The organism is Deefgea rivuli DSM 18356, assembly GCF_000620145.1.
GTDB lineage: Bacteria > Pseudomonadota > Gammaproteobacteria > Burkholderiales > Chitinibacteraceae > Deefgea > Deefgea rivuli.
Window position 1 is genome coordinate 71,114 of sequence record NZ_JHVM01000009.1, and the last position, 24,779, is coordinate 95,892.

Below are 24,779 nucleotides of genomic sequence, written 5' to 3' on the forward strand. Positions count from 1 at the left end.
GCAGCACTGCGCCTTGGGCTGCTCACACCCAGTCAAACTCAATCAGGAAATCCCATGCAAAAAATTCGCAAAGCCGTTTTCCCCGTCGCTGGTATGGGGACGCGTTTCTTGCCTGCCACCAAGGCCAGCCCAAAAGAAATGATGTCGATTGTCGACAAGCCGCTGATTCAATATGCAGTGGAAGAGGCGCTAGCGGCTGGGATTACCGAGATGATTTTTATCACCGGCCGACATAAACGCAGTATCGAAGACCATTTTGATAAAGCGGGCGAGCTGGAAGCGGACTTGGAAGCCAAGCAAAAAACCAAATTATTGGAAATTTTGCGCGGGATTATTCCAAAATCGGTAACGTGCATTTATATCCGTCAGCCGGAAGCCTTGGGTTTGGGTCATGCGGTGTTGTGCGCCAAGCCTGTGGTGGGTGATGAGCCGTTTGCGGTGATTTTGGCGGATGACTTGATCGACGGTAACGGCGTTTCTGAAATGAAACGCATGGTCGACGTGTTTGACGATACGCATTGCTCGGTGCTTGGCGTGGAAGAAGTGGCACAGGAAGAAACCGGCAGCTACGGCATCGTTGAAGTCAGCGAAAACTCAGGCCGTTTGCGCATTGGTAATATTGTTGAAAAACCAAAACCAGAAGAAGCACCGTCGAATTTGGCGGTCGTTGGTCGTTACATCTTAACGCCGCGCATCTTCCATCATTTGCAGCATGTGCAACCGGGCAAGGGCGGCGAAATCCAGCTTACTGACGGGATTTTCGCGTTGATGCAAGAGCAACACATCCTCGCGCACAAACTACAAGGCACGCGTTACGATTGCGGTAGCAAGATTGGCTTCCTGAAAGCGACCGTTGAGTTGGGCATGAAACACCACGAAGTGGGCGCTGAATTCTCGGCTTACTTGAAAGAGTTTTGCGCTACAAAATGAATGACTGATGGACGAAAGCGTTGGATTTAGTAACAAAGGGTATTACCTTGCTGGTAATGCCCTTTTTTTATCCTTAGTATGGTACTGAATAAGTATGCAAATTCAATAGGCAAAAGGTAATGGCGATGAAGGCAGTAATTCTGGCTGGCGGTTTAGGTACCCGAATATTGGAAGAAAGTCATTTGAAACCGAAACCAATGATACAAATTGGTGGTCATCCTATGCTGTGGCACATTATGAAGATCTATTCAGCGCATGGGATAAATGAATTTATTATTTGTTTGGGTTACAAAGGTTATTTGATTAAGGAATATTTTAGTAATTATTTCCTACATATGTCAGATGTTACTATTGATATTGCGAATAACACCATTGAAGTACACGAAAGAAAAAGTGAGCCATGGAAGGTAACTTTAGTGGAAACGGGAGAGCATTCGATGACGGGGGGGCGCTTGAAGCGCGTTGCCCGCTATTTAAATGATGACGAACCATTTTGCTTTACCTATGGTGATGGCGTTGCTGATATTGATATTAGTGCCGAAATTGCTTTTCATCAGCATCACGGCAAGTTAGCTACCGTGGCCGCAGTGCAGCCGCCGGGACGTTATGGCGCTTTATTACGTGGTGAGACTGGCTCTGTTTCCGGCTTTGTAGAAAAACCACAAGGTGATGGCGGCAGTATTAATGGCGGTTTTTTTGTATTGGATAAACGCTGCTTGGATTTTATTGCCGATGACAGCAGCAGCTGGGAAATGGAGCCAATGCAACAACTCGCGCAAAAAGGGCAATTGATGGCGTTTGATCATCTCGGTTTCTGGCAGCCAATGGATACGCTACGCGAAAAAAATCTACTGGAATCGCTGTGGGATTCAAACCAAGCACCGTGGAAGGTGTGGTGATGGCATTGGAAGTCCAAGCTGCGCCGAGTTTAAATGAGTTTGCTGGAAAATCGGTTTTCCTGACTGGACATACCGGCTTTAAAGGTGGCTGGCTGGCTGCTTTGTTGCGGTATCTTGGTGCTAGCGTTCATGGTTATGCTTTAGCGTCAGATACCTATAAAAATCTATTTGAAGTTGCTAAGGTTCAATCCTTACTGGCCTCGCATACGGTTGCCGATTTAGCGGATCCCGTTGCGATGCTTGCTGCGATGCAAGCCGCTCAACCTGAAATCGTATTTCATCTCGCCGCTCAATCCCTAGTGCGACGCAGCTATGTTGAGCCTGCACTGACTTGGCGAACTAATGTGCAGGGTACGGTTAATTTATTGGAGTGCGTTCGGCAATGCCCATCGGTGCGCGCCGTGGTGATTATCACCACCGATAAATGCTACGCAAATCAGGAATGGTGCTGGGGTTATCGCGAAAATGACCGGCTTGGCGGACATGATCCCTATTCAGCCAGCAAAGCTGCTTGCGAGCTGGTCGTGGATAGTTACCGCAATTCGTTTTTTAAAGAGTCCGGCGTGCTGATTGCCAGTGCCCGAGCTGGTAATGTGATCGGCGGTGGCGATTGGGCTGCTGACCGGCTTATTCCTGATGCCGTGCGAGCGGTTGCTGCAGGGCGAGCACTTCAGATCCGTAACCCCACAGCTAGCCGTCCTTGGCAGCATGTACTCGCTCCTTTGCATGGCTATTTATTACTGGGGCAGGCTTTATTGCGCGGTCAGGTTAGCGCTGCAGGTGCTTTCAATTTTGGCCCGCCGCAGCAAGATAATTTAAGTGTTGGTGATGTGTTGCAACGTTTGCAAAGTTATTGGCCGCAGTTGGAGCTGGCGTTGTCAACACCTAGTGATCAACCCCATGAAGCCCAATTACTCTATTTGGATTCCAGCAAAGCACAGCATGAACTGGGTTGGCAGTCGCGGTGGAGTCTGGCGCAGAGCTTGGAGAATACTGCTGGGTGGTATCAGGCTGAGAGTCTTGATGGTGAAGGTATTCAGGGCTATACATTAGCCCAAATAGAGGAGTATCTCTCTTAATGAGTCATTGCCGATCTTGTGGTGCAACGCTAGGGCACTCCTTGGCTGATCTTGGCCTCTCGCCGATTTCCAATGCCTTTCTTCGTGAAGCCGATTTGCTGCGTGGTGAAATGTATTATCCGCTGCATGTGCAGGTATGTACGCAGTGCTGGTTGGCACAGCTAAATGATGTGTTGGATGCCAATACTCATTTTCATGACGATTATGTCTATTTTTCATCTTACTCATCATCGTGGCTGGCACATGCCCGTCAATACGTCGAGAGTATGATTGAACGATTTGAATTTGGCTCACGTAGTCAAGTCGTTGAAATTGCGAGTAATGATGGTTATTTACTGCAGTATTTTCAGCAGGCTGGTATTCCTTGTCTTGGTATCGAGCCGACTGCGAATACAGCAAGGGTAGCGATTAATCGGGGCATTGCCACCCATCAAGCCTTTTTTAATCTTGAAACGGCAACTGAATTAAGTGCTAAAGGCATTAAGGCAGATTTGCTGCTCGGAAATAATGTATTGGCGCATGTCCCTGACTTGAATGGTTTTGTGGCTGCCATGCCATTGTTGCTGGCTAGTGAGGGGGTGATTACGCTGGAGTTTCCGCACTTACAGCAATTGATCGCCAATAAGCAGTTTGATACGATTTATCACGAGCATTATTCCTATTTATCATTAACAGCTTTGATCCCCGTTTTCGAACGGGCAGGGCTGCGGGTGTTTGATGTGCAGCAATTGCCAACTCATGGCGGTAGCTTGCGGATTTTTGCCTGCCATCAAAAAGCGACGCATCTATTAAATAGAGCTGTGAATGAGGTTTTGTGTGCTGAGCATCAAGCAGGATTATTGGAGCTTCAAACATATACTGATTTTTCTGTACAGATGCAGCAAATCAAATATCAATTGATTACCTTTTTGATTGACGCTCGTCAGCAAGGTCAGCGGGTCGCCGCATATGGCGCGGCAGCTAAGGGCAATACTTTACTTAATTATTGCGGTATCAAGCCCGATTTACTAGCGTTTGTAGTAGATCGAAACCCCTCAAAACAAGGCCGTTTTTTGCCTGGTAGCCGTATTCCCGTTTATGCGCCTGATGCCATTTTCGAGCAAAAACCCGATTATTTATTGATTCTACCTTGGAATATTCAGGATGAGATTATGACGGAAATGAGCGCAATTCGTGAATGGGGTGGTCAATTTGTGTGTGCCATTCCAGAGGTGAAAATTCTGTCATGATTTTTCATCCTTTGCCGCTGTCGGGGGCTTTTTTAATAGAGCCAGAACCCATTCGCGATCAACGCGGTTTTTTTGCCCGCACTGTTTGCCGTGAGGAGTTTGCGTTGCACGGACTCAACGCTGAATTTGTACAGCAAAGCCTTTCTTGGAATGAGTATCGAGGTACTTTACGCGGGATGCATTATCAAAAAGCTCCGCATGAAGAAGAAAAATTGGTGACAGTGATTCGCGGTGCAATTTACGATGTAATACTTGATTTGCGTGCAGATTCATCGACTTTTGGCTGTTGGTATGGTGTGGAATTAAATGAGGAAAATAATAAACTGCTTTATATTCCTAAGGGCTTTGCACACGGTTTTCAAACCTTGTGCGACAACACGAAGATTAGTTACCAAATGACGGAAAGATATCAGGCCGATTACGCCTGTGGGGTTTCATGTTTTGATCCTGAACTTGCGATTGCTTGGCCCATTCTAGATTTATTCGTAATGTCGAATTCGGATGAAAAGCTACCTCCTATTTCTAATATAAAGAAGGTTGAGTGATGGCTGGTATTGTTTTACTCACAGGCGCTACTGGATTTGTTGGTAAGCAAATATATAAATCCCTAGTACAGGATGGCATCAGGGTGAGGTTGGTTTTGCGGGGCGCTATATCAGATGAGTTTTTGGCAGAGCCATGTGTAGAATCGTGCATTATTACCAATGATATGTTTGCTGAGAGTCTTGAGTGGTGGGAGAGCGCATGTCATGGGGTTGAAGCAATTATTCATGCTGCTTGGTATGTGGAGCCGGAAAAATATTTGGATTCTCCAAAAAACATTGATTGCCTGATTGGAACCTTGAATTTAGCAAGGGCTGCGGTGATGACGTCGGTTAAAAAATTTATTGGTATTGGCACATGTTTTGAGTATGACTTGAACCATAATTATTTATCTATAGATACGCCTGTGGCTCCTCGTTCGCTTTATGCTGGCACAAAAGTGGCTGCATTTTATGCCTTGAGGGAGTTGTTTAAAAATGCAAAAATTGATTTTGCATGGGCAAGACTTTTTTATCTATACGGCGAGGGTGAAAAAGAAAATAGATTTGTACCGTATTTGCATGATCGCCTTTCTGCAGGATTGCCGGTTGAGATGACTTCCGGCGTTCAAATTAGAGATTATTTGGATGTTAAAACGGCTAGCCGAATGATTGCAGATATTGCATGTAATAATAAAATTGGGCCGATGAATATTTGCTCGGGAGTGCCTGTTTCTATTAAAGATATGGCATGCAAGATTGCAGAAGAGTATGGTCGAAAAGATTTGCTGATGTTTGGTGCTAAATCACTTTCAAGCTCGGAGCCACTTTGTGTCGTTGGGGTTGTGTAATAGGAGTGCTAAATTGAAACAAGAGAGTGGTTTCAGGGTTTTATATACACAAAATGATTTTCCGGTTTTGCAAAATAAACTGTATTTTTCTCGTGCTGATGCAATAGCGTGTCCAAGGGGTGATATTCAACTGGTTGAAGATTTAAAAACTGGGCTTATTTACAATAAAAAATTTAATGATGAACTTGTGATTTATGATCAGAGTTACCAAAATGAACAAGGCCATAGCTTAGTATTTAAAGCTCATCTTGAGCAAGTGCTTGGATTGATCAGTCAATATATGAGTGGCAAGCGTTTGGTCGAAGTTGGTTGTGGTAAAGGGATGTTCGTCGAATTATTACAATTCAATGGCTTTGATGTTTGTGGTTTAGATCCCGCTTATGAAGGGTCGAATTCAAAAATTGATCGCGAATACTTCACGTCCGAGTTGGGGCGCCAATTTGATGGTGTGATTTTGAGGCATGTACTCGAGCATGTGGAAAATCCTTTTGAATTCTTGAATAAACTAAACCGTGCTAATCGGTCATCGGGTTTAATTTATATTGAAGTTCCAAGCTTTGAGTGGATCTGTGAAAAGCGAGCTTGGTTTGACATATTTTATGAACATGTTAATTATTTCAGACTGACTGATTTTTATAGAATGTTTGAGAGAGTAGTTGCTGCTGGGTATTTGTTTGGCGGGCAATATATGTATGTTATTGCCAATTTAAACTCCTTGCGCGAACCGATTTTTGATTCGGAAGATTCGATTGATTTTCCTGTGAATTTTGATACGTCGCTGAGAAGTGAGGCTGTAGCCTCGTCTAGTGTTGTCTGGGGTGCTAGCTCAAAAGGCGTGATATTTTCTTTGTTGAGAGAGAGGATTGGATTTCCTGTTGGAATAATAATTGATATTAATCCGGAGAAACAAGGTAAATTTATTCCAGTTACAGGTTTATGTGTGAAGTCTCCTGTGGATGCGTTGGGGAATATGAAGAATGGTGAATCTATATGTGTAATGAATTGTAATTATTTCGACGAGATAAAAAGAATGTCGGGTGCTAAGTATAACTATATTAGGATTGAAAATGACTGAATTTGAAAAAGAAGTTGAAATTCGCCTTGCGAAGCAAGCTCAGAATGAGCCAATTAAAGACTTAGCTTCTTCATTTATGTCTGCTTCGTTGGCGCAGAAATATTCCTATAACTTTTTTTGGCAAGGTAGGCCGATTATTCAATATCCACAAGATATTTTTGCAATGCAAGAGTTAATATGGAGTGTTAAGCCAGATTTGATTGTTGAAACTGGAATCGCACATGGTGGCTCGATTATTTTTAGTGCATCAATGCTTGCTTTGTTGGATATGTATGAAGCTATAGAGGGCGGGTATGATTTGAATGTTTCAAAGCCAAAGAGAAAAGTGCTGGCTGTTGATATAGATATTAAGGAACACAATAGAAAAGCAATTTCAGAGCACCCGCTTGCTAACCGAATCACAATGATTCAAGGTTCTAGTGTGGATCCCGAGGTGGTTAAAGCAGCCCGTGAGCTTTCGCAAGGGAAAAAGGTTTTGGTTGTTTTAGATTCCAATCATACATTTGAACATGTCTATCAGGAGTTGCAGGCTTATGCACCCTTGGTTTCGATAGGCAGTTATTGTATTGTCATGGATACAATCGTTAATGATGTGAGTGATGCGATGTATCTAGATCGCCCGTGGAGTCAGAATAACAACCCTAAACAAGCCGCGCATAAATGGCTGAGCGAAAATTCAAATTTTGTAGTGGATAAAGATATTGAGAGTAAAATTTTGCTGACTGTTGCGCCGGATGGTTATTTGAAAAGAATCAAATGATTTTGAGTGCCGTATTAGCAGTCTATTTTTTTAATGTTCTGCTAGTACGGCGCCAATCACGAATTTAAATAATGATTTCCCCTGCATTTATTCTTTTTTCTAGCATCTGCAAAATTTGTTGTGCAGCCTGCTGTTCGTCCTTTGCAATCAGCATTTCGGCGAGCCGCAAATAATAATGCCCGCGTTTTGGTGCCGCATCCACGGCACAGCTCATGTAGCTGATTGCCATCTCATAACCATTGGAAAAATCGGCCTCGGCCAGCGCTGCCAGTGCATCTGCCTGTTGCGGGATAGACTCTAGTGCCATGGCGCCCATTCGATAGACCGCATCCCAGGCTTTATTTTCGACTGCGGATTGCAATTTTTGTAAATGTTCAGTTAACGGAATGTGGTTGCCGGGGCTAATAAACACTCGCTCGCCTGCCAGCTCGAATTCGGGGGGGGGCGGAGTAACTGCCCCTTGTTTTTCACACCAGTTAATCCAGGCCTGGCGAATGGCATTGTCAAAATAAATGCTAAAGAGGCGCTCGTCCATGATGGGGCTTTTTTCTATATGCTCTCGTAACGACATCCGTCTTTGATTGAGTGCGCCGATATCGCTCGCTAGTAGCACCGCTTTTCTCACGTAATCATCGCCATCGTTGGCTATCCAGTCGCTAAGACCTGCCGCGGTCAGCCAACTGGTTGACATTCGACTGCGAAATTTTTCGCCAACCATGGAAATCATTGGCACTCCCATCCAAAGCGTGTCGCAGGTTGTCGTTCCGCCAGTTAGTGGGAAAGGGTCGAGTGCAATGTCGATTTCGTGGTAAATCAAATATTGCTTACCGTAATCTCGCTCTAGTAGATGTAATTGCTCGGGGCGGATTCCCGCTGCTGTGCACTTGTCAATAAAGGCGGCTTTGACTTCCTTATGTGCTATTCCTGCCGCCTCGATCAATAGCCTTGAATTGGGGACTGCATTCAGGATTTGCCCCCATAATCTGAGTGGGCCGAGCCCCATTTTTGCAAAGTTATTGCATGAGCCAAAAGTAATAAAGCCATTGTTCAGTGCTGGCGTGGGTTGAACTTGATATTCGGGCCAGTAACGCTGAATTGGGCGGCGCAAGCAGGGGCGATACACGCAAAATGGCGCGGGTAAAAAGTATAATGTTTCGCTGTAATCACCATCTTGGGCATTGGCGTCGGTGATTTCGTCGGTGAGGCGTATATCAATATTACTCAGCCCCGTGGTGCCGGGGTAACCCAGCCAAGTCACTTGAACTGGCGCTGGTTTTTTACCCATCACTTCCAAGCCATTACCTGCGGTATGCCCAGCGAAATCAATGAGAATATCGATTTGATCTCTGCGGATATTTTGTTCTAATTGGTCGATGCTGAGTGCCGCAACGGTGCCGTAATGATCGAAATAGCGGATGAGTCGCAGGGTGGTCGCATCACCTTCTGCCAAGGTGTGGTAGGCGTAGATCTCATACTGGCTTCTATCTAGCCTAGCTAGTACTGGCTCCAGAAAATAGCTGACAGCATGGCTGCTGATATCGGCGCCAATAAAGGCTATTTTCAATCTGCGCCATGGATCGATTGTATTCGTGTGGGGCTTGATTTTTTCAGTCGGTAGGTCAAAGGAGCTGGAGTAGCGTTTGCTGGTAGTGGTGATTTCATCGACGCTGCATTGCTCGTCATACAGCATGGCCAGCAGTAGATTATTGTGAACGAGCGCGGCGTTTGGGTGTTGTTCTGCCAGTTTTTGGTATTGCACCACCGCTTCGTGTGGTCTGCCCGTATCCAGGTAGTAGGTAGCAAGATTAAGCTGGGCTGAGAGATTGTTAGGCTCGACTTGCAGTGCTTTCTCAATTGCATAATGTACTTCGTCAAAGCGCAGCAGGGATCGGGCGCAATTGCTGAGTGAAATCCAGACATTACTATTGGTGAATTCTAATTCACTGGCGCGTTTGGCGTAATCATAAGCTTGCTGTGGATGGCTTAGTTTTGCATGCACGACGCTGAGATTGTGCAGTAAGTTGGCGTTGTCAGGATGGGTGTTTAAGCTGGTCTGAAAAAGCTCGATTGCTTCGCGAAAGTGCCCCTGATCGTCGAGGATAGATCCTAGGTTGATGCAGGCGTATTCGTCATCGGGCTGGGTGAGCAGGATTTTCTGGCATAGCATCATCATCGGGCCATTATCACCCGCGATTTTGCGTTGTTGTGCATATTGTTGGAGCTGGTTTAAATCGGGTGGGGCTGGAGGGTCTTTGTGTTTGCGCTTCATTGCGGCATACCTTGTAAGTGATGGATGTGTGAAATCATGCCTGAATTAGCTTTAACTAAAAAGCGGATCAAGGCTGCCGCGACATAAAATTTAAAAATCATGCAACAATTTCTAAAGTTCTGACTTATCGCGCCGAAAATGATTTTGTAGGCGGCGCTTTTGGTGCGATCGCTGAAGTAAAACTCAATCTTTCAGGAGAAGCATCATGGCTCAAGTCATTAACACCAACGTCCCTTCGCTTAATTCACAAAATAATCTTAATAAATCTCAAGGTATGCTCAGCACCTCGCTACAGCGCTTATCATCAGGTTTGCGCATCAATAGCGCAAAAGACGATGCAGCAGGTTTGTCGATTTCGGATCGGATGACTAGCCAAATTCGTGGTCTGGATCAAGCCAAGCGCAATGCCAACGATGGTATTTCTTTGTCGCAAACTGCCGAGGGCGCATTATCTACCAGTGGCGATTTATTGCAACGGATGCGTGAGTTAGCTGTTCAGTCATCGAATGCATCTAATACCGCCAGTGATCGTCAGGCCTTGCAAGCTGAGGTGACTCAATTGGGTTCGGAACTGGATCGTATTTCAACTACGACTCAGTTTAACGGCCAGAACTTGCTCGATGGTACTTTTGGTACTGCGAATTTTCAGGTGGGTGCCAATGCCGGGCAAACGATTCAGGCGTCAATGAGTAATTTCCGTACCAATGGCTATGGTAATAACCAAATAGCAGGTGCTACTGCGGCAAGCACTGCAGGGGCATCCGTAGCATCTGGCGCATCGACTGCGGCTGCAGCGTGGGGTGATAATGGCGTGGCTGCTAGTACTGCGACGATTTCGGGTACTGTCGGTACTGCGTCGTTTGCAGGTACTGCTAATATGACTGCGCAAGCTTTTGCTCTGGCGGTGAATAATGTCGAGGCGTCGACGGGTGTCAAAGCAGAAGCTGAAACCGAGGCGACAGTCGGCTTTGGAGCCGCAGGATCGTATTCGTTGGATATCATGTCCGACAATGGGTCAACCGCTGCAAGTTCGGCAGTCAGCATTACCTTTACGGTAGGGGCGGGTATAACAGGCTCGGCCGCTTTGGCGGATGCAATGAATAAAGTGAACGACCAAACCGCCAAAACTGGGGTGACTGCGACGATTAATAAGAGCGGTCTTCTTCAATTAACCAATACCAATGGTAATGACATTGTGCTCGCCAATAAGACAGGAGTAACCAATGCTGGCGATGCTACCGTGACTAAACTGGATTCTACAGGGGCTGCCGCGACGTCGGGCATTGTTGGTTCATCAGGTGGTACTGCTTCTGCTACCGTTGTGAGTGGTTATGTGACATTTGATTCGGCTAGCTCGTTCACTGCGACTGGGAGTGTTGCGAATTCGAATCTTGGAGCTGCTGCAACTTCGATTTCCAGTTTGAAGAGTGTTTCCAATATCGATATTTCCAGCTTTGCTGGTGCGCAAGATGCACTGAAAACGATAGACTCGGCATTGTCAAAAGTGAGTGGCGAGCGAGCTAAATTGGGTGCTTTGCAATCACGCTTTGAAAACACGACTTCCAATTTGTCAACCAGCTCGGAAAACTTATCAGCATCACGCAGCCGTATTCGTGATACTGACTATGCAAGTGAAACAGCAAACTTGGCTAAAGCACAAGTATTGCAACAAGCGGGTACTGCGATGTTGGCTCAGGCTAATGCCTTGCCAAATCAGGTGTTGAGCTTACTTCGAGGCTAATGATCGCTCATTGAGGTAAACTAATCATGCCCCAGTGCGAATCGTACTGGGGCATCTGTGCAAATAGAGAGGTGTATGATGCAAATATCATCTGTGAATGCAACTCCTGCCGCTTTGCCGCAGCAAAACGAAGTACCAAAGCCAGTGGTTCATAATAAGGTGGATCAGGTAGCGGCACCCGTTGAGACGACTCATTCGTCTGCAGTGCAGGCGATTGATCCGAAAGAGCAGGCGCGTGATGTCGAAGAAGCTGTAAAAAAAATCAATGAGACTGTCAAGTCGCTAAATCGGAATGTTGGGCTGGAATTTAGTACCGATGAGGATACTAAGATTAATTTGGTACGCCTGATTGATACAGAGTCGAAAGAAATACTACGACAGATTCCTAGTGTAGAAGTACTGAATATCGCCAAGGCGCTGGATAAATTACAGGGCCTGCTGGTACGTGACAAAGCCTGATTAGGCGTTCTGAGATAAGGAAAATATCATGGCTACGATCGATGTGAATAGCATTGTCACTCAATTAATGACGATTGAGAGGCAGCCGTTGCAAAAATACGATGTGAAAAACATTGGTATTCAACATCGCATCAGCGCCTTCGGTACGATTAAAAGCGCATTGGCTACTTTTCAGGGGACGGCACAAAAGTTGGCTAATGCAGACAACTTCAACACAGTGACCGCCACCTCTTCATCTAATGAATTTGTTGGTATTTCGGCGAGTAAAACAGCAAGCAATAGTAATTTTTCGGTTGAGGTTTCGCAGTTAGCTCAAAATCAAAAATTGGCGTCTAGTGCATTTGCAGCTCCAACTACCGTTGTAGGGACTGGCACGATCAATCTGACTTTTGGTAAATACACGACGACTGGTACTGTGCCTAGCACTGTGACGAGCTTTACGGCCAACCCGGATAAAACCGCGAAAAGTATCACGATTGATGCGAGCAATAATACGCTGACGGGGGTGCGGGATGCGATTAACAAAGCCAGCGCAGGCGTAACGGCGAGTATTGTGAATGATGGTACTGGCTACAAGCTAGCGATTGTATCCAATGATACGGGCGAATCGAATGCTTTGAAAATTACCACTACGGATACGGGTGATAGCAACAATACCGATGCCGCCGGTTTGTCGATGTTGGCCTTTGATGCATCGACTGGTGGAACCATGAATTTGGCGCAAACTCAGGTTGCGCAGAACGCCAATTTCAAAATTGATGGTATTGCCATTAGTAAATCGAGCAATTCAGTCAGTGATGCGATTGATGGCGTTACATTGACGCTCAATAAAGTAACGACCAGTGCCGTGAGCATGAGTGTTGGCAAAAGCACTGGTGCAATCACAAAAAATGTGCAAGATTTTGTTAAAGCGTATAACGACCTAGCTAAAACTTTAGATGATTTAGGTTCTTTTGATCCTGTGACTAAGCAAGGTGGTATGTTGAGCGGCGATGGGACTGTGCGTGAAATGCAAAATACACTACGCAAAGCCATGACACAAACGATTTCAGGAACAGGTGGGGATTTCAAGTCATTGACTCAGGTCGGAGTGAGTTTTGATAAAAATGGCCAAATGACTTTAGACTCTAGCAAGTTGAGTGCGGCGTTGAGTAAAGACTCGCAAGGTGTCATTAGCCTATTTTCTAGTAATTCCCGCGCTAGCGATTCATTGATTAAAATCGATAGCGTGGATAAAAAAACGCAAACCATTAATGGGCTTGCTATTTCTGTAATCAGTAATGCCAGCCAAGCGACTTATACGAGTGAGGCCCTTTCCTTTGCAGGCGCTGGAGGCACTTTTAATGTTAGTGGTAGCAATAATACTTTTGGCATTGATATCAATGGAACGAGTGCGTCAATTACACTCACCGCGGGTGACTACACGCCTGCTCAGCTGGCCGCTGAATTACAAACTCGGATTAATTCCGACTCGGCGTTGCAAACTGCGGGTGCTAAAGTTGGAGTGACCATTGGTGCTGATAATAAAATTTTGATGACGAATGCTAAATATGGCTCAGCAGCCACGCTGAGTGTGACGGGTAGCTTATTGGGCTCGGCGACATCGATTTCGGTGGCAGGGACTGATGTAGTAGTTAAAGCGGGTGCAACTACAGCGACTGGTGTTGGTCAGCAGGTGACTCTGGATAATGGCTTGAAATTTTCAGTATTGGGCGGCGCAGCGAGTTCGCCCGATGGTGCTGATCGTGGAACCATTAATTATTCTCGTGGTATGGGCTATCAACTTGATACTTTATTGAGTGATATGCTCTCAAGCAAAGGTCAAGTAGCGAGTCGAGTTGATGGTTTGAATCAACAGGCAAAAAACATCGCCAGTCAAGTAACGAGATTGAATAGCCGTTTAGTTGACATTGAAAAACGTTATCGGACGCAGTATACCGCTTTGGATGTGTCTGTATCGCAAATGCAAAATACCAGTACTTGGTTAAGTACTCAGCTGGCTAATTTACCGAAGATGTCATAATGATCACTAATAAAAAAGCACTTAATGCCTACGGTAGTGCTAGCCTTGATCATCAAGTGGAGACTGCATCACCGCATCGTTTGGTGGTGATGCTCTTTGATGGCGCCATTAAATCTATCAATATGGCTAAATTTTATTTGGAGCAAGGTAACGTTCCAGCAAAAGGCTTGGCTTTGACTCAGGCGATTTCTATTATTGAAGAAGGTTTACGTCTTTCTTTGGATAAATCCAAAGGTGGCGAGTTGGCTGAGAATTTAGATGCACTTTATGAGTATAGCGCCCATCAATTGTTGATGGCGAATTTAAGAAATGACAAAGACTTGCTTGATGAAATCTTGCAATTGCTAAATGATCTTAAGTCGTCGTGGTCTAGTATTGATCCGAGTATACCAGTTGCGAATGCTTCGCCAGCTGAGGTTCTTGACGCTTCAAAAGATATTCGGAGTTTTGGTCGTGCCTAGCATGAAATCGGCTAATTTGAATATTCATGATTTAGGTTTAACAATTGAAGCGTTGCTGGCTTTGGCTAAGGCTGAGCAATGGGACGACTTGTTATTAGCTTGGCCTGGCTATGAATTGCTCACTTTAAATCTAACGAATATTTGTTGGGCATCTATCCCTGAAGACGAGGTAGCCCTGCTGGAAACGCAATTGCGACAGATTGAAACTAATCATTCGCAACTACTTGAATTAACTTCAGCTTGGCGCGATGAACTACAAGATATTTTGCAAAATACTGTGCAATCTCGCAAACTGAACGACCATTATCGCTAATATAAAAACAGGATTTTTCAGGGGGTATGGTGAGTAATTCAGGAATATATATTACTTGGCCGCAATTACTCTACGTGGGTATTCTTGTGTTGTCGTTTTATGTGGTCGAGTTGTTTTTTTTCTGGCTACGTCATGGTCGTAAAAGTAAATCATCCGATGGTCTTGCATTACTTCAGGCACAGATTGATGAATTACGCCAAGAATTATCGCTATCTAAAGTACGAATGGCTGCGTTAGCGGCGCAACTGCTACCATCTAACTTTGATGAAAATGCGATTCCACCATCATTAATCACTACTCTCCCTGTTGAAATCAATGCGTCATCTGCAGAGTCTCCCTACGCCCAAGCCATCCGTTTAGCGCAACAAGGCGCAGATGCAACAGAAGTTGCAGCTGTCTGCGGTATCTCTCGTGGTGAAGCGGATTTGATTGTGGCGATTTACCGTAGCGCAGCGCGGAGCTGATATGTTACCTGGTAATACTGCGACGACCTTGCTTTCGCAGTATTTGCGTGGGCAACAAGGGGTTCTGGAAGCCGTTAAGCTTTCTCCTGATGATATTCGCCTGACTGTCGGTGAGAAAGTTCAAGCGACCGTCACCAATCAATTACCTAATGGCCGATTTGCCGTACTAATTAAAGATCAATTGCTCGACCTAAACCTGCCGCGCAATACCCAGCCTGGCGAAAAGCTAGATCTTACCGTGGTCGCTAAGTCGCCGACTTTAACCTTTAGTCTCGCTACGCAAGAAGTAAAACTCCCTTTGCCGCAAGCTCCTAATGTAGAGCTGAGTAAGGGCGCTGCGCTGCTTAATGAAGTGCTCTCCAAATCCTCTGATGGTAAGGCTGCGGTATTGCAGCAAGCGCAACCTTTGTTTTCAGCGAAGCCCGATACGACCCAGTTGGCCGGACAATTGGCTGGGCGTTTGGCTGAGAGTGGTTTGTTTTATGAATCACACCAAGCTGAATGGGTGACGGGGCAGCGACCATTGCAAACCTTGCTGCGCGAGCCGCAGGCGAGCTTGAACGCCTCCTCTTTCAATGAGGGAAAAACAGCAGCTGCAATGTCTAATGCGGCGAAAGAATCCACTGATAATACTGTAAACACATCTAATAAAACTCAAGACCTTGCTCTGCAAGCGGCACTCAAAAAATCGGATGACCTACCACCAGAGCAGGCAATGCGGCAATTGGTGCGCCAGCAAGTCGATTTATTAGAGCAGCGACCATTAGTTTGGCAAGGCAATGCTTGGCCAGGTCAGCCGTTGAAATGGGAATTAGAACTGCAAAATGAGCAAGAGCATCAGGCTGACTTAGCGGTAGAGCAGCGGCAGTGGCAAACTAAACTGGATCTGACTTTGCCTAAATTAGGCGAAGTGGGGGTCGTTGCAACGATGGTGCAAGGGCAGTTTTCTTTGCGATTTAATGCGGTTGATGAAAAAACCGCCGCACTGATTAAAACGCATCAAGCTGATTTAATGCAGCGTTTTGAAGCGGCAGGGCTGACTTTGGTGAAATCACAGGTTGACCATGAAGGCGCGTAATAGCACGCCACGCGCCGTCGCTTTGGCGTATCGGGAAGGTAGTGCAGCACCGCGTGTGGTCGCCAAAGGGCAAGGCTTGCTGGCCGAGCGCATTATTGAAAAAGCTAAAGAAGCGGGCGTTTTTGTGCATGATTCGCCCGAAATGGTCGCTTTGCTGATGCAAGTCGATTTAGATAGCCATATTCCTCCCCAACTGTATCGTGCTGTGGCAGAATTATTAGCGTTTATTTATATGCTAGAGCGAGGTGAAGATGTGTTTGCGCCCGACTTCAGCAATTTACCACTTCCGGACGCGCCCACTGCGTCACTTCCTCAAGACCAATCAACGGATTCCAAGTGATTAATACTTCTGTTTCTTTGCGCCGCAGCCAGCTTGCGGTGGCTTCGCTTTTTCTCGTTTTAGGCTTCAACTTTGGTACATGGGCATCACGGATTCCCGCGCTCAAAATGCAATTGGGACTGAGTTCGGCAGAAGTGGGCATCTTATTGCTGGCCAGTGGCTTGGGCGCGGTGTTTTCCTTCCCTGTCACGGCAACCTTATTGCATAAATTAGGTTCACGCAAAATGTGTATTTTGGCGGGTTTAACTCTGCCGTGCGTGCTGATTGCATTGGCTTTAGCGCCGACGTTTCCGATTGCAATTGCGGTGATGGCGATTGAGGGCGTCACAGTGGCCTGCTTGAACGTCGCGATGAATTCGCAAGGGGTTGAGGTTGAATTGGCTGGTAAGCAAGCAATTATGTCGCGTTTGCATGCGGTGTTTAGTTTGGGGGGCTTATTGGCTGCGCTATTTGCATCGGCGCTGACTATCTACACCGATTCGGTGCTTGTCCATTTTGTAGCGGGTGCTGCTGTGCTGTGGTTGGGCGTGATTTATGCTATTCCGGGCTTGCTGCATGAGCAAATCAAAGACAGTGGCAGTAGTGGCGGTAAGCGTTTTGTGATTCCAACAGGCGTTGCGCTGTGGCTGGGTGTGATTGCGCTGTGTGGCACGATTGTTGAAGGCTCGATGTCCGATTGGTCGGCGCTGTATTTAAAAGACGTGGTCGGTGCATCAGCGCAGCTTGCGCCGCTGGGAATCGCTTGTGTCTCTGGCACGATGCTGATTGCGCGCTGGTTTGGCGATGGCTGGCGGATGCGCTTTGGTGCGGAGCGTATGCTCACGGTGGGCGGTTTATTGGCGGGCGGCGGCTTATTGTTGGCCTTGCTGCTCGGCGGTCTGATTCCTGCCTTATTGGGTTTTGCTTTGGTGGGTTTGGGCGTCGCAGCGGTTTCGCCTTGCGTGTATGCGGCAGCGGCCAAGCATGGTTCAGTCGCTTTGGCGGCAGTGACCACGATGGGTTCGATTGGTGCGCTGATGGGGCCACCCGTGATTGGCTTTATCGCGCACGCTAGCAATCTGGCATGGGGTATGGCGGTGATTGCCTTGGCGGCGGCTTTGATCTCCGTGTGTACCAAAAAAGTGAATTGGAACTAATAGGGTATTGCCATCTGGGCTTTTAGTAATAATGGCTGGATGGCAATACCTGTTAATGTATTTTTCGGTTACGTACTTTTCTTAGATTGGGTGAATAACCCCAATCGTCTTTTACTGCGATATAGGCTAAGGTAATTCAAACGATCGTTTGGAGTGACCCATGTCGCAGTATCCGCAGCTATTTACCCCTTTGGATTTAGGTTTTACCACGCTCAAAAATCGCGCCTTGATGGGCTCGATGCATACGGGCTTGGAAGAGCACGCCGATGCGCCCGAGCGGCTCGCCACATTTTACGCCGAGCGTGCCGCAGGCGGTGTTGGCCTGATTGTCACTGGCGGCATTGCGCCGAATTTGGCAGGCTGTACTTTTGCGGGTGCAGCGCTGTTTAATGACGCCTCGCAAATCGCGCGGCATACGCCGGTGACGCAAGCGGTACACGCCGCTGGCGGTAAAATCGCGCTACAAATTTTGCATACGGGGCGCTACGCCTATCACGCCGATTCGGTCGCGCCATCGCCGATTACGGCGCCAATTTCTCCGTTCACGCCGCGTGAACTCACCTCTGCTGAAATTGAGCAAACGATTACTGATTTCGCGCACACTGCCAGCCTTGCGCAGCGTGCTGGCTATGATGGCGTGGAAATCATGGGCTCGGAAGGTTATTTAATTAATCAATTTTTGGTTGAGCGCACCAATCAGCGGCAGGATTATTGGGGCGGCAGTGTTGCCAATCGCCAGCGTTTTGCACTGGAAATCGCCAAAGCGGTCCGTGCTGCACTCGGCCCCAATTCCATTATTATTTTCCGTATTTCGCTGTTGGATTTGGTTGAGCAGGGCGGCACATTGGCGGAGGCGATTGAGCTGGCGCAGGCGCTGGAATTAGCTGGTGTGACGCTACTCAATACTGGTATTGGCTGGCATGAAGCGCGTATTCCAACGATTGCTGCGACGGTGCCACGCGGTGCGTACAGCTGGGTAACGCGTGCGCTCAAGCCCCATGTTGGTGTGCCGCTGATCGCTGTGAATCGAATTAGTACTCCAGAAATCGCCGAAGAAATTCTCGCACGCGGCGATGCCGATATGGTGTCCTTAGCGCGGCCTTTATTGGCAGATCCAGAGTATCTTCTTAAAGCCCAATCAGGCAGAGCCCTAGAGATCAATACATGTATAGCTTGTAATCAAGCTTGCCTCGATCATGTGTTTGAAGGTAAGCCCGCAACGTGTTTAGTCAATCCGCGCGCCTGCCGAGAAACTGAGCTGAATATTGCTGCAACGAGCAAGCCTAAAACAGTGGCTGTCGTTGGCGCGGGGCCAGCAGGGCTGTCTGCTGCGCTCACTGCGGCGCAAGCGGGGCATGTGGTGACCTTGTTTGAAGCCGATGCTCAAATCGGCGGGCAGTTTGGTTTGGCACAGCAAATTCCGGCCAAAATTGAGTTTGCTGAAACATTGCGCTATTTTTCAGTGATGTTGGCGAAATTCAAGGTCAACATTCAGCTTAATCAGCGTGTGTCAGCCGCGAGCTTGGCGGGGAAGTTTGATGAGGTGATTGTGGCAACGGGGGTCGTGCCGCGCTTGGCAAAAATTACGGGAATTGCGCATCCTTCAGTTGTTGCTTATCCCGACATCATTTCAGGTAAGGTCAAACCCAAGCATAAAATCGCGATTATTGGCGCAGGGGGTATTGGCGTGGATGTCGCTGATTACTTAGTCAATGGCTTGCATACGGGCAGAGAGTATTTGGCTGAATGGGGGGTTGATACTTCTCTGCAAAGTCATGGTGGTTTATGTGCGCCAGAGCTTCATGCGCCGGAGCGTGAGGTTTGGTTGTTGAAACGCAGCAAAGGTAAACCCGGCGCAGGGCCAGGACGCACGACGGGCTGGATACACCGAATCGGCTTGCAGCGTAGCGGCGTGCATCTATGGGGTTCAGTTGAATATCTGAAAATTGATGATGACGGTTTGCATTTGCGACATGAAGGCATGGAGAAATGCTTGCCCGTTGAGCAGATTATTCTTTGTGCAGGTCAAGAGTCAGTGAATTCACTGTACGCTGAATTATTGGCATTGAAGCAATCCGTGCATTTAATTGGCGGTGCGCTGGAGGCGGGGGAGTTGGATGCGAAACGTGCGATTGAGCAGGGGTTTGTGACGGCGCTGAGCTTATAAAAGGCGGTTAAAAACCGCCCTGAATTAATTGATTGACGGGTATATAATGCTAGGCATTGTTTAATAATGCCTAGCATTATATACCCATACTTTATTCTGTTTTGGCTATTTAGCGGTCTCACCGCCTAAGGCCTCAATCAATGCTGGAATAAATCCGCGCAATTCACCGATCAGTAGCGCCATTTGTGATTCAAATAGCGCGTCTTGCGTTTCGGCGTCCATATCTTTGACTTCGTCTTTGAGTACATCCAGCATTGCCAAGGATTTAATTTCTAGCGCTTCGGTCAGCGTAAACGTCAGGCGTTCGCCAAATGCCAAGGCCAAGCGAGTCGCAATTTTGCCAACGTCTAAATGCTGTCGCACTTCATCGCTGTCCATGACTTGGCGCTTAAAGCGCGCGATTGAGCCTTCGTCACCCGGTACTTTAAGCTCGGCATCTTGGCCTATCGTGAACGCATCAGGTGCTTCGGTGGTCAGCCAATCTGTCATTGCCATTGCAGGGCTGGTTTCGGTGTCGATGAGTTTGCTTGGCAAGCTACCCAGCGTTTCGCGCAAAGTGGAGAGTAGGTATTCAGCTTTAGCCGCTGAGGCTGCATCAACAATAATCAAGCCATTGGCCAAATCGATCAAAGCGCGATGGCTGCGGCAGCGGGTAAAGGCACGCGGTAGCAGTTCATCGACGATGCGATCTTTCAGTTCACGCTGCTCTTTTCGGCCTACCTTGCGATTTTCTTCCGCCTCAATGTGCTGCACTCGGTCATCGAGAACATCTTTGACTACCGCAGCGGGTAGCACTTTTTCTTCAGTTTTTAGACAAACTAACACGGCATCTTGACGCGCTAATGCAAAATCTTCAGGCGCGTGGCGAGCAGGCGGCACCCAGCCGCAGCTTTCCATATCCATGCTGCCGCACGGCACAAACGGGCGTTTAGCGAGTTCAGTGGCGATGTGCTCGCTCGAGAGTTTATGGTCGGGCGAAAGGCGATAAATTTGTAGATTACGAAACCAAAGCATGCGGCATTCCTTTTTGTGGGTGGATGATTGTAGCGCCGACTGGGAACGATGCAAAATGAATGTCGAAATTACCGTTGTTTACAGCATGGCTGATATTGAGAATGATTGTTATTGTGTGCTACAGTCTGCACATCATGACTTGAATTTGGACGATCTAAATGAAACGCATCACACTATCGCTGTTGGCTCTTTCGATGATGGCGGGTTTTGCTCAAGCTGAAACAGTGACCGTATACAGCGCGCGCAATGAGCAATTGATTAAGCCTTTATTTGATGCTTACACCAAAGAAACCGGTGTTGAGATCAAAGTTTTGACGGATAAAGAAGGCCCGTTAATGGCGCGTTTGCAAGCGGAAGGTACCAATACCCCCGCTGATATGCTGATCACCGTGGATGCGGGCAATCTTTGGCAAGCTTCGAATTTGGGTCTGCTTAAGTCTGTGAAATCAGAAACGCTGAACAAAAACATTCCAGCGCATTTACGTGATGATAAAGGCCAATGGTATGGCCTATCAGTGCGTGCACGCACGATGTTTTTCAATCCAGATTTAGTTAAAGCCGAAGACTTGTCAACCTATGAAGACTTGGCCGATCCAAAATGGAAAGGTAAATTGTGTTTGCGTACCAGTAAAAAAGTTTACAACCAATCTTTAGTTGCAATGATGATTGCGCAACATGGCGAAGCCAAAACTGAGAAAGTCGTTCGTGGTTGGGTGGCGAATTTGGCAACGGATGTATTTGCTGATGACACGAAATTACTTGAAGCAATTGCAGCAGGTCAGTGCGCTGTTGGTATTGCCAATACGTATTATTTTGGCCGTTTAGTCGATAAAAATCCTAAATTTAACGCTAAAATCTTCTGGGCAAATCAAAAAGCCGAAGGCGTTCATGTGAATGTATCGGGTGCAGGCGTGACGCGTTATGCCAAAAATGAAGCGGGCGCAGTGAAATTGATGGAATGGTTGTCTTCAAATAAAGCGCAAAATATTTACGCCGATAAAGATATGGAATTCCCTGTGAATCCAACCGTTAAACCCGATCAGTTGGTGGCTTCTTGGGGCGCTTTCAAGCCTAACGTTATCAATATGAGCAAGGCGGGTGAGTTGCAATCGCAAGCGGTTAAATTGATGGATAGAGCAGGTTATAAGTAATTGTTGAGTGTAAGTTGCGTGGCTTAATCCGTCCGCTCCGTTACAATTGATGGGCAGCCCGTTCTGGGACTGCCCATTTTATATTTCTGGATGTCTATGCGTTTGTTCTCTCCACGCGGCGCGTTTCTTCTCTTGCCGATTGCTTTGCTCACGGTCATTCCTTTGTTGGTGGTCATGGCGTCTTTTTTGCAGCCCGAGCCTGAAATCTGGTCGCATCTATTCGAATTCGTGTTGCCTGATGTTTTAAAAAATACTTTTGTTTTGATTTTAGGCGTTTCAGTGGGGGTATTGCTGCTGGGCGTACCGCTGGCATGGCTTACCGCCGTATGCCAATTCCCTGGTCGGCGTTTTTTTGCGTGGGCGCTCATGCTGCCTTTGGCGATGCCCGCTTATGTATTGGCCTTTGTGATGGTGGGTTTTTTAGACTTTACGGGTCCAGTGCAAACCTTGATCCGCGAGTTAACCGGCTCATCGGCGTGGTTTCCGCGCATTCGCAGCACCGGCGGCGTGATTATGGTGATGTCACTAGCGTTTTACCCTTATGTATATTTATTGGCGCGCAATGCGTTTTTAACTCAGGGCAAGCGGGCGCTAGAAGCGGCGCAAATGCTGGGTATGTCGCGCCCATGTGCGTTTTGGAAAGTGGCGCTGCCGATGGCGCGGCCTTGGTTGATTGGCGGCATGACTTTGGCGCTGATGGAAACCTTGGCCGATTTTGGTACGGTGTCGATTTTTAATTTCGATACATTTACGACGGCAATTTATAAGTCGTGGTTTGCGCTATTTAATTTAACTGCTGCCTCGCAGTTGGCCTCGCTACTGGTGTTATTGGTGCTGGTGATTTTGGGTTTGGAGCGTTGGGCGCGTGGGGCGCGGCGTTATCATGGCCGAATAGTGGCGGCGGAGCGCATTGTGCTCACTCGTTGTCAGGGTTTTTGGGCGAGTGCGGCGTGTACGCTTGTGTTGCTGACGGCGTTTATTATTCCTTTGCTACAATTGATCACGTGGAGCGCGCAAATTTGGCGTGAGGATTTCGATGCGCGCTATCCGGGTTTTATTTTGCGCTCGATTGGGATTTCTTTATTGGCTGCTGCAATCGTGACGGTGTTGGCCTTGCTCTTGGTCTATATCCAGCGCCGTTATGCGGCTAAGTCAACATCCTTGTTGGTGCGCTTAGCGACGGTAGGTTATGCCGTGCCAGGCACGGTACTGGCGGTGGGCGTGTTTATCCCCATTGCGTGGTTGGATAACCAATTACTACCGATTGCGCATGCCTTGGGGTTTGATACGTTTCAAATTTTGAAAGGCTCAGTCGCCGTGATGTTATTGGCTTTGGCTGCGCGGTTTATGGCGGTGGGCTTTCAGCCGATTGATGGTGCGATGCAAAGAATTAGTCATAATCAAGAAGATGCGGCGCGTACTTTGGGTGTGAGTGAGCGTGGCTTATTGTGGCGCTTGCATATCCCTTTGCTGCGCGGTGGTGTGTTCACGGCGATGCTGATGGTGTTTGTTGATGTGATGAAGGAAATGCCGATCACCTTGATGACGCGTCCGTTTGGTTGGGACACCTTGGCAGTACGAGTGTTTGAAATGACATCAGAAGGCATGTGGCAAAACGCCGCATTGCCGAGTTTATTGATTGTGATGGCTGGCTTATTGCCAGTGATTTTATTAGTTAGAAAATCTGAGGGTGAGTAATGGCTTTACTAAAAGTTGATGGGTTAGCGGTTTCATTTGCTGGGCGTAAGGTCGTTGAGAACTTGTCATTTGAATTGGCCGAGGGTGACATCGGCTGTTTATTGGGTGCTTCGGGCTGCGGTAAAACGACGGTGTTGCGTGCAATTGCGGGGTTTGAGCCTTTATCGGGTGGTCACATTTATTTGGCGGGACGAAAAGTGGGCTCGGCAGCGCAGCAAACGCCGGTGCAAGAACGTGGCATTGGCATGGTGTTTCAAGATTACGCACTATTCCCACACTTAACTGTGGCGGCGAATATCGCGTTTGGTCTTAGCAATAAAGATCCGAAAAAAGTACGCGAATTACTTGATTTAGTGGGCTTAAACCATGTTGAAGCGCGCTATCCGCATGAATTGTCTGGCGGGCAGCAGCAGCGCGTCGCCTTGGCACGCGCCTTAGCACCTAAACCACGGCTATTGCTATTGGATGAGCCATTCTCGAATTTGGATGTCGAGCTACGCGAACGCTTGGGTCAAGAAGTACGAGCGATTTTGAAAGCCAGTGGCACAACGGCGATTTTGGTCACGCATGATCAGCGCGAAGCATTTGCAGTGGCGGATCGGGTCGGCGTGATGACGGAGGGCAGTTTGCGCCAGTGGGCCGCGCCGTATGATTTGTATCATGAGCCAGTCGATCGCTTTGTCGCCAATTTTATTGGCGAGGGCGTATTACTTCCTGCGACATTAACGGGGCCGCAGTGCATTGAATTTGAATTGGGCGAGGTTTGCCGCACCGTGCCGATTGATTGTTGTGTCGGTTGCGATATGGAAGTGCTAATTCGCCCCGATGATATTGTGCATGTCGACAATAGCCCGTTGAAAGCCGAAGTCATTTCAAAAGTGTTTCGCGGTGCGCATTTTCTGTACACCTTGGCGCTCCCTTCGGGAAACCGCGTATTGTCTTTAGTGCCCAGTCATCATAATCATGCTATCGGTGAAGCAATTGGTATTGAAGTCGAATGTGAGCATGTGATTGCATTTAAAACACCTTAAGTGGTAAAGCAAAAGTTTTGGCCTAAGGCCACCCAGTCTTGCATCGTTGTCTCGCCTTGTCGTACTCGATGTACTGCCTGCGGCTTCGAC

23 protein-coding genes are annotated in these 24,779 nt (G+C 47.4%); 21 read left to right on the forward strand and 2 right to left on the reverse strand.

Annotation, left to right across the window (positions count from 1 at the left end):
* Nucleotides 1-54 precede the first annotated feature (54 nt).
* The 8 genes from galU to Q320_RS0104570 all read left to right on the forward strand — a co-directional run bounded on the left by galU (nt 55) and on the right by Q320_RS0104570 (nt 7,344).
* Entirely contained in the window at nt 55-930 is an 876-nt protein-coding gene (gene galU, locus Q320_RS0104535) for a UTP--glucose-1-phosphate uridylyltransferase GalU (RefSeq protein ID WP_027468022.1), read from the forward strand.
* Nucleotides 931-1,049: 119 nt separating this feature from the next.
* Nucleotides 1,050-1,829, forward strand: coding sequence for a glucose-1-phosphate cytidylyltransferase (gene rfbF, locus Q320_RS0104540; protein WP_281174225.1), 780 nt, complete (start codon nt 1,050-1,052; stop codon nt 1,827-1,829).
* Nucleotides 1,793-2,908 carry a CDP-glucose 4,6-dehydratase gene (gene rfbG / locus Q320_RS0104545; protein ID WP_245590966.1) on the forward strand — a complete coding sequence of 372 codons (1,116 nt, stop codon included), beginning with the start codon at nt 1,793-1,795 and terminating at the stop codon, nt 2,906-2,908. The genes rfbF and rfbG overlap by 37 nt, the downstream gene beginning before the upstream one ends.
* Entirely contained in the window at nt 2,908-4,137 is a 1,230-nt protein-coding gene (locus Q320_RS0104550; protein WP_027468025.1) for a class I SAM-dependent methyltransferase, read from the forward strand. Before rfbG ends, Q320_RS0104550 begins: the two co-directional genes overlap by 1 nt.
* On the forward strand, nt 4,134-4,682 hold the full coding sequence (gene rfbC / locus Q320_RS0104555) for a dTDP-4-dehydrorhamnose 3,5-epimerase (protein ID WP_027468026.1): 549 nt from the start codon (nt 4,134-4,136) through the stop codon (nt 4,680-4,682). Before Q320_RS0104550 ends, rfbC begins: the two co-directional genes overlap by 4 nt.
* Nucleotides 4,682-5,509 carry an NAD-dependent epimerase/dehydratase family protein gene (locus Q320_RS0104560; protein ID WP_027468027.1) on the forward strand — a complete coding sequence of 276 codons (828 nt, stop codon included), beginning with the start codon at nt 4,682-4,684 and terminating at the stop codon, nt 5,507-5,509. Before rfbC ends, Q320_RS0104560 begins: the two co-directional genes overlap by 1 nt.
* A gap of 13 nt (nt 5,510-5,522) precedes the next feature.
* Nucleotides 5,523-6,584: a class I SAM-dependent methyltransferase gene (locus tag Q320_RS0104565; protein WP_027468028.1), complete on the forward strand. Its 1,062-nt coding sequence runs from the start codon at nt 5,523-5,525 to the stop codon at nt 6,582-6,584.
* Entirely contained in the window at nt 6,577-7,344 is a 768-nt protein-coding gene (locus tag Q320_RS0104570) for a cephalosporin hydroxylase family protein (protein WP_027468029.1), read from the forward strand. The genes Q320_RS0104565 and Q320_RS0104570 overlap by 8 nt, the downstream gene beginning before the upstream one ends.
* A gap of 64 nt (nt 7,345-7,408) precedes the next feature.
* Here Q320_RS0104570 and Q320_RS0104575 read toward each other — a convergent pair whose 3' ends face one another.
* The gene (locus Q320_RS0104575) at nt 7,409-9,613 is read right to left on the reverse strand and encodes an O-linked N-acetylglucosamine transferase, SPINDLY family protein (protein ID WP_027468030.1); all 2,205 of its coding nucleotides are present in this window, start codon (nt 9,611-9,613) and stop codon (nt 7,409-7,411) included.
* Between the two features lie 205 nt (nt 9,614-9,818).
* Here Q320_RS0104575 and Q320_RS22100 point away from each other — a divergent pair, with 205 nt between their 5' ends.
* The 10 genes from Q320_RS22100 (at nt 9,819) to Q320_RS0104630 (ending at nt 19,795) form a co-directional block, all read left to right on the forward strand.
* Nucleotides 9,819-11,354: a flagellin N-terminal helical domain-containing protein gene (locus Q320_RS22100; protein WP_027468031.1), complete on the forward strand. Its 1,536-nt coding sequence runs from the start codon at nt 9,819-9,821 to the stop codon at nt 11,352-11,354.
* A gap of 75 nt (nt 11,355-11,429) precedes the next feature.
* Nucleotides 11,430-11,813 carry a flagellar protein FlaG gene (locus Q320_RS21195; RefSeq protein WP_211251172.1) on the forward strand — a complete coding sequence of 128 codons (384 nt, stop codon included), beginning with the start codon at nt 11,430-11,432 and terminating at the stop codon, nt 11,811-11,813.
* Between the two features lie 28 nt (nt 11,814-11,841).
* Nucleotides 11,842-13,836 (forward strand): flagellar filament capping protein FliD, encoded by a 1,995-nt coding sequence (fliD, locus tag Q320_RS0104595; protein ID WP_035852291.1) that lies wholly within the window; start codon nt 11,842-11,844, stop codon nt 13,834-13,836.
* The gene (gene fliS, locus Q320_RS0104600) at nt 13,836-14,297 is read left to right on the forward strand and encodes a flagellar export chaperone FliS (RefSeq protein WP_035852292.1); all 462 of its coding nucleotides are present in this window, start codon (nt 13,836-13,838) and stop codon (nt 14,295-14,297) included. Before fliD ends, fliS begins: the two co-directional genes overlap by 1 nt.
* Nucleotide 14,298: 1 nt before the next feature.
* The gene (locus Q320_RS0104605; protein WP_027468035.1) at nt 14,299-14,610 is read left to right on the forward strand and encodes a flagellar protein FliT; all 312 of its coding nucleotides are present in this window, start codon (nt 14,299-14,301) and stop codon (nt 14,608-14,610) included.
* A gap of 26 nt (nt 14,611-14,636) precedes the next feature.
* On the forward strand, nt 14,637-15,074 hold the full coding sequence (locus Q320_RS18445) for a DUF2802 domain-containing protein (RefSeq protein ID WP_035852293.1): 438 nt from the start codon (nt 14,637-14,639) through the stop codon (nt 15,072-15,074).
* 1 nt (nt 15,075) lies between these two features.
* Nucleotides 15,076-16,152 (forward strand): flagellar hook-length control protein FliK, encoded by a 1,077-nt coding sequence (gene fliK, locus Q320_RS0104615; RefSeq protein WP_027468036.1) that lies wholly within the window; start codon nt 15,076-15,078, stop codon nt 16,150-16,152.
* Nucleotides 16,139-16,492, forward strand: coding sequence for an EscU/YscU/HrcU family type III secretion system export apparatus switch protein (locus Q320_RS0104620; protein ID WP_027468037.1), 354 nt, complete (start codon nt 16,139-16,141; stop codon nt 16,490-16,492). Before fliK ends, Q320_RS0104620 begins: the two co-directional genes overlap by 14 nt.
* On the forward strand, nt 16,489-17,628 hold the full coding sequence (locus tag Q320_RS0104625; RefSeq protein WP_027468038.1) for an MFS transporter: 1,140 nt from the start codon (nt 16,489-16,491) through the stop codon (nt 17,626-17,628). Before Q320_RS0104620 ends, Q320_RS0104625 begins: the two co-directional genes overlap by 4 nt.
* Before the next feature lie 160 nt (nt 17,629-17,788).
* Nucleotides 17,789-19,795 carry an NADPH-dependent 2,4-dienoyl-CoA reductase gene (locus Q320_RS0104630; RefSeq protein WP_027468039.1) on the forward strand — a complete coding sequence of 669 codons (2,007 nt, stop codon included), beginning with the start codon at nt 17,789-17,791 and terminating at the stop codon, nt 19,793-19,795.
* A 105-nt stretch (nt 19,796-19,900) separates the two neighbouring features.
* Here the strand turns inward: Q320_RS0104630 and Q320_RS0104635 are convergent, their stop codons facing one another.
* Entirely contained in the window at nt 19,901-20,809 is a 909-nt protein-coding gene (locus tag Q320_RS0104635; RefSeq protein ID WP_027468040.1) for a recombination-associated protein RdgC, read from the reverse strand.
* 158 nt (nt 20,810-20,967) lie between these two features.
* On the opposite strand from Q320_RS0104635, the gene Q320_RS0104640 reads away from it, so the two are divergent.
* The 3 genes from Q320_RS0104640 (at nt 20,968) to Q320_RS0104650 (ending at nt 24,689) form a co-directional block, all read left to right on the forward strand.
* Nucleotides 20,968-21,960 (forward strand): extracellular solute-binding protein, encoded by a 993-nt coding sequence (locus Q320_RS0104640; RefSeq protein WP_027468041.1) that lies wholly within the window; start codon nt 20,968-20,970, stop codon nt 21,958-21,960.
* Nucleotides 21,961-22,056: 96 nt separating this feature from the next.
* On the forward strand, nt 22,057-23,658 hold the full coding sequence (locus Q320_RS0104645) for an ABC transporter permease (RefSeq protein ID WP_051534468.1): 1,602 nt from the start codon (nt 22,057-22,059) through the stop codon (nt 23,656-23,658).
* The gene (locus Q320_RS0104650) at nt 23,658-24,689 is read left to right on the forward strand and encodes an ABC transporter ATP-binding protein (RefSeq protein WP_027468043.1); all 1,032 of its coding nucleotides are present in this window, start codon (nt 23,658-23,660) and stop codon (nt 24,687-24,689) included. Before Q320_RS0104645 ends, Q320_RS0104650 begins: the two co-directional genes overlap by 1 nt.
* Nucleotides 24,690-24,779 lie beyond the last annotated feature (90 nt).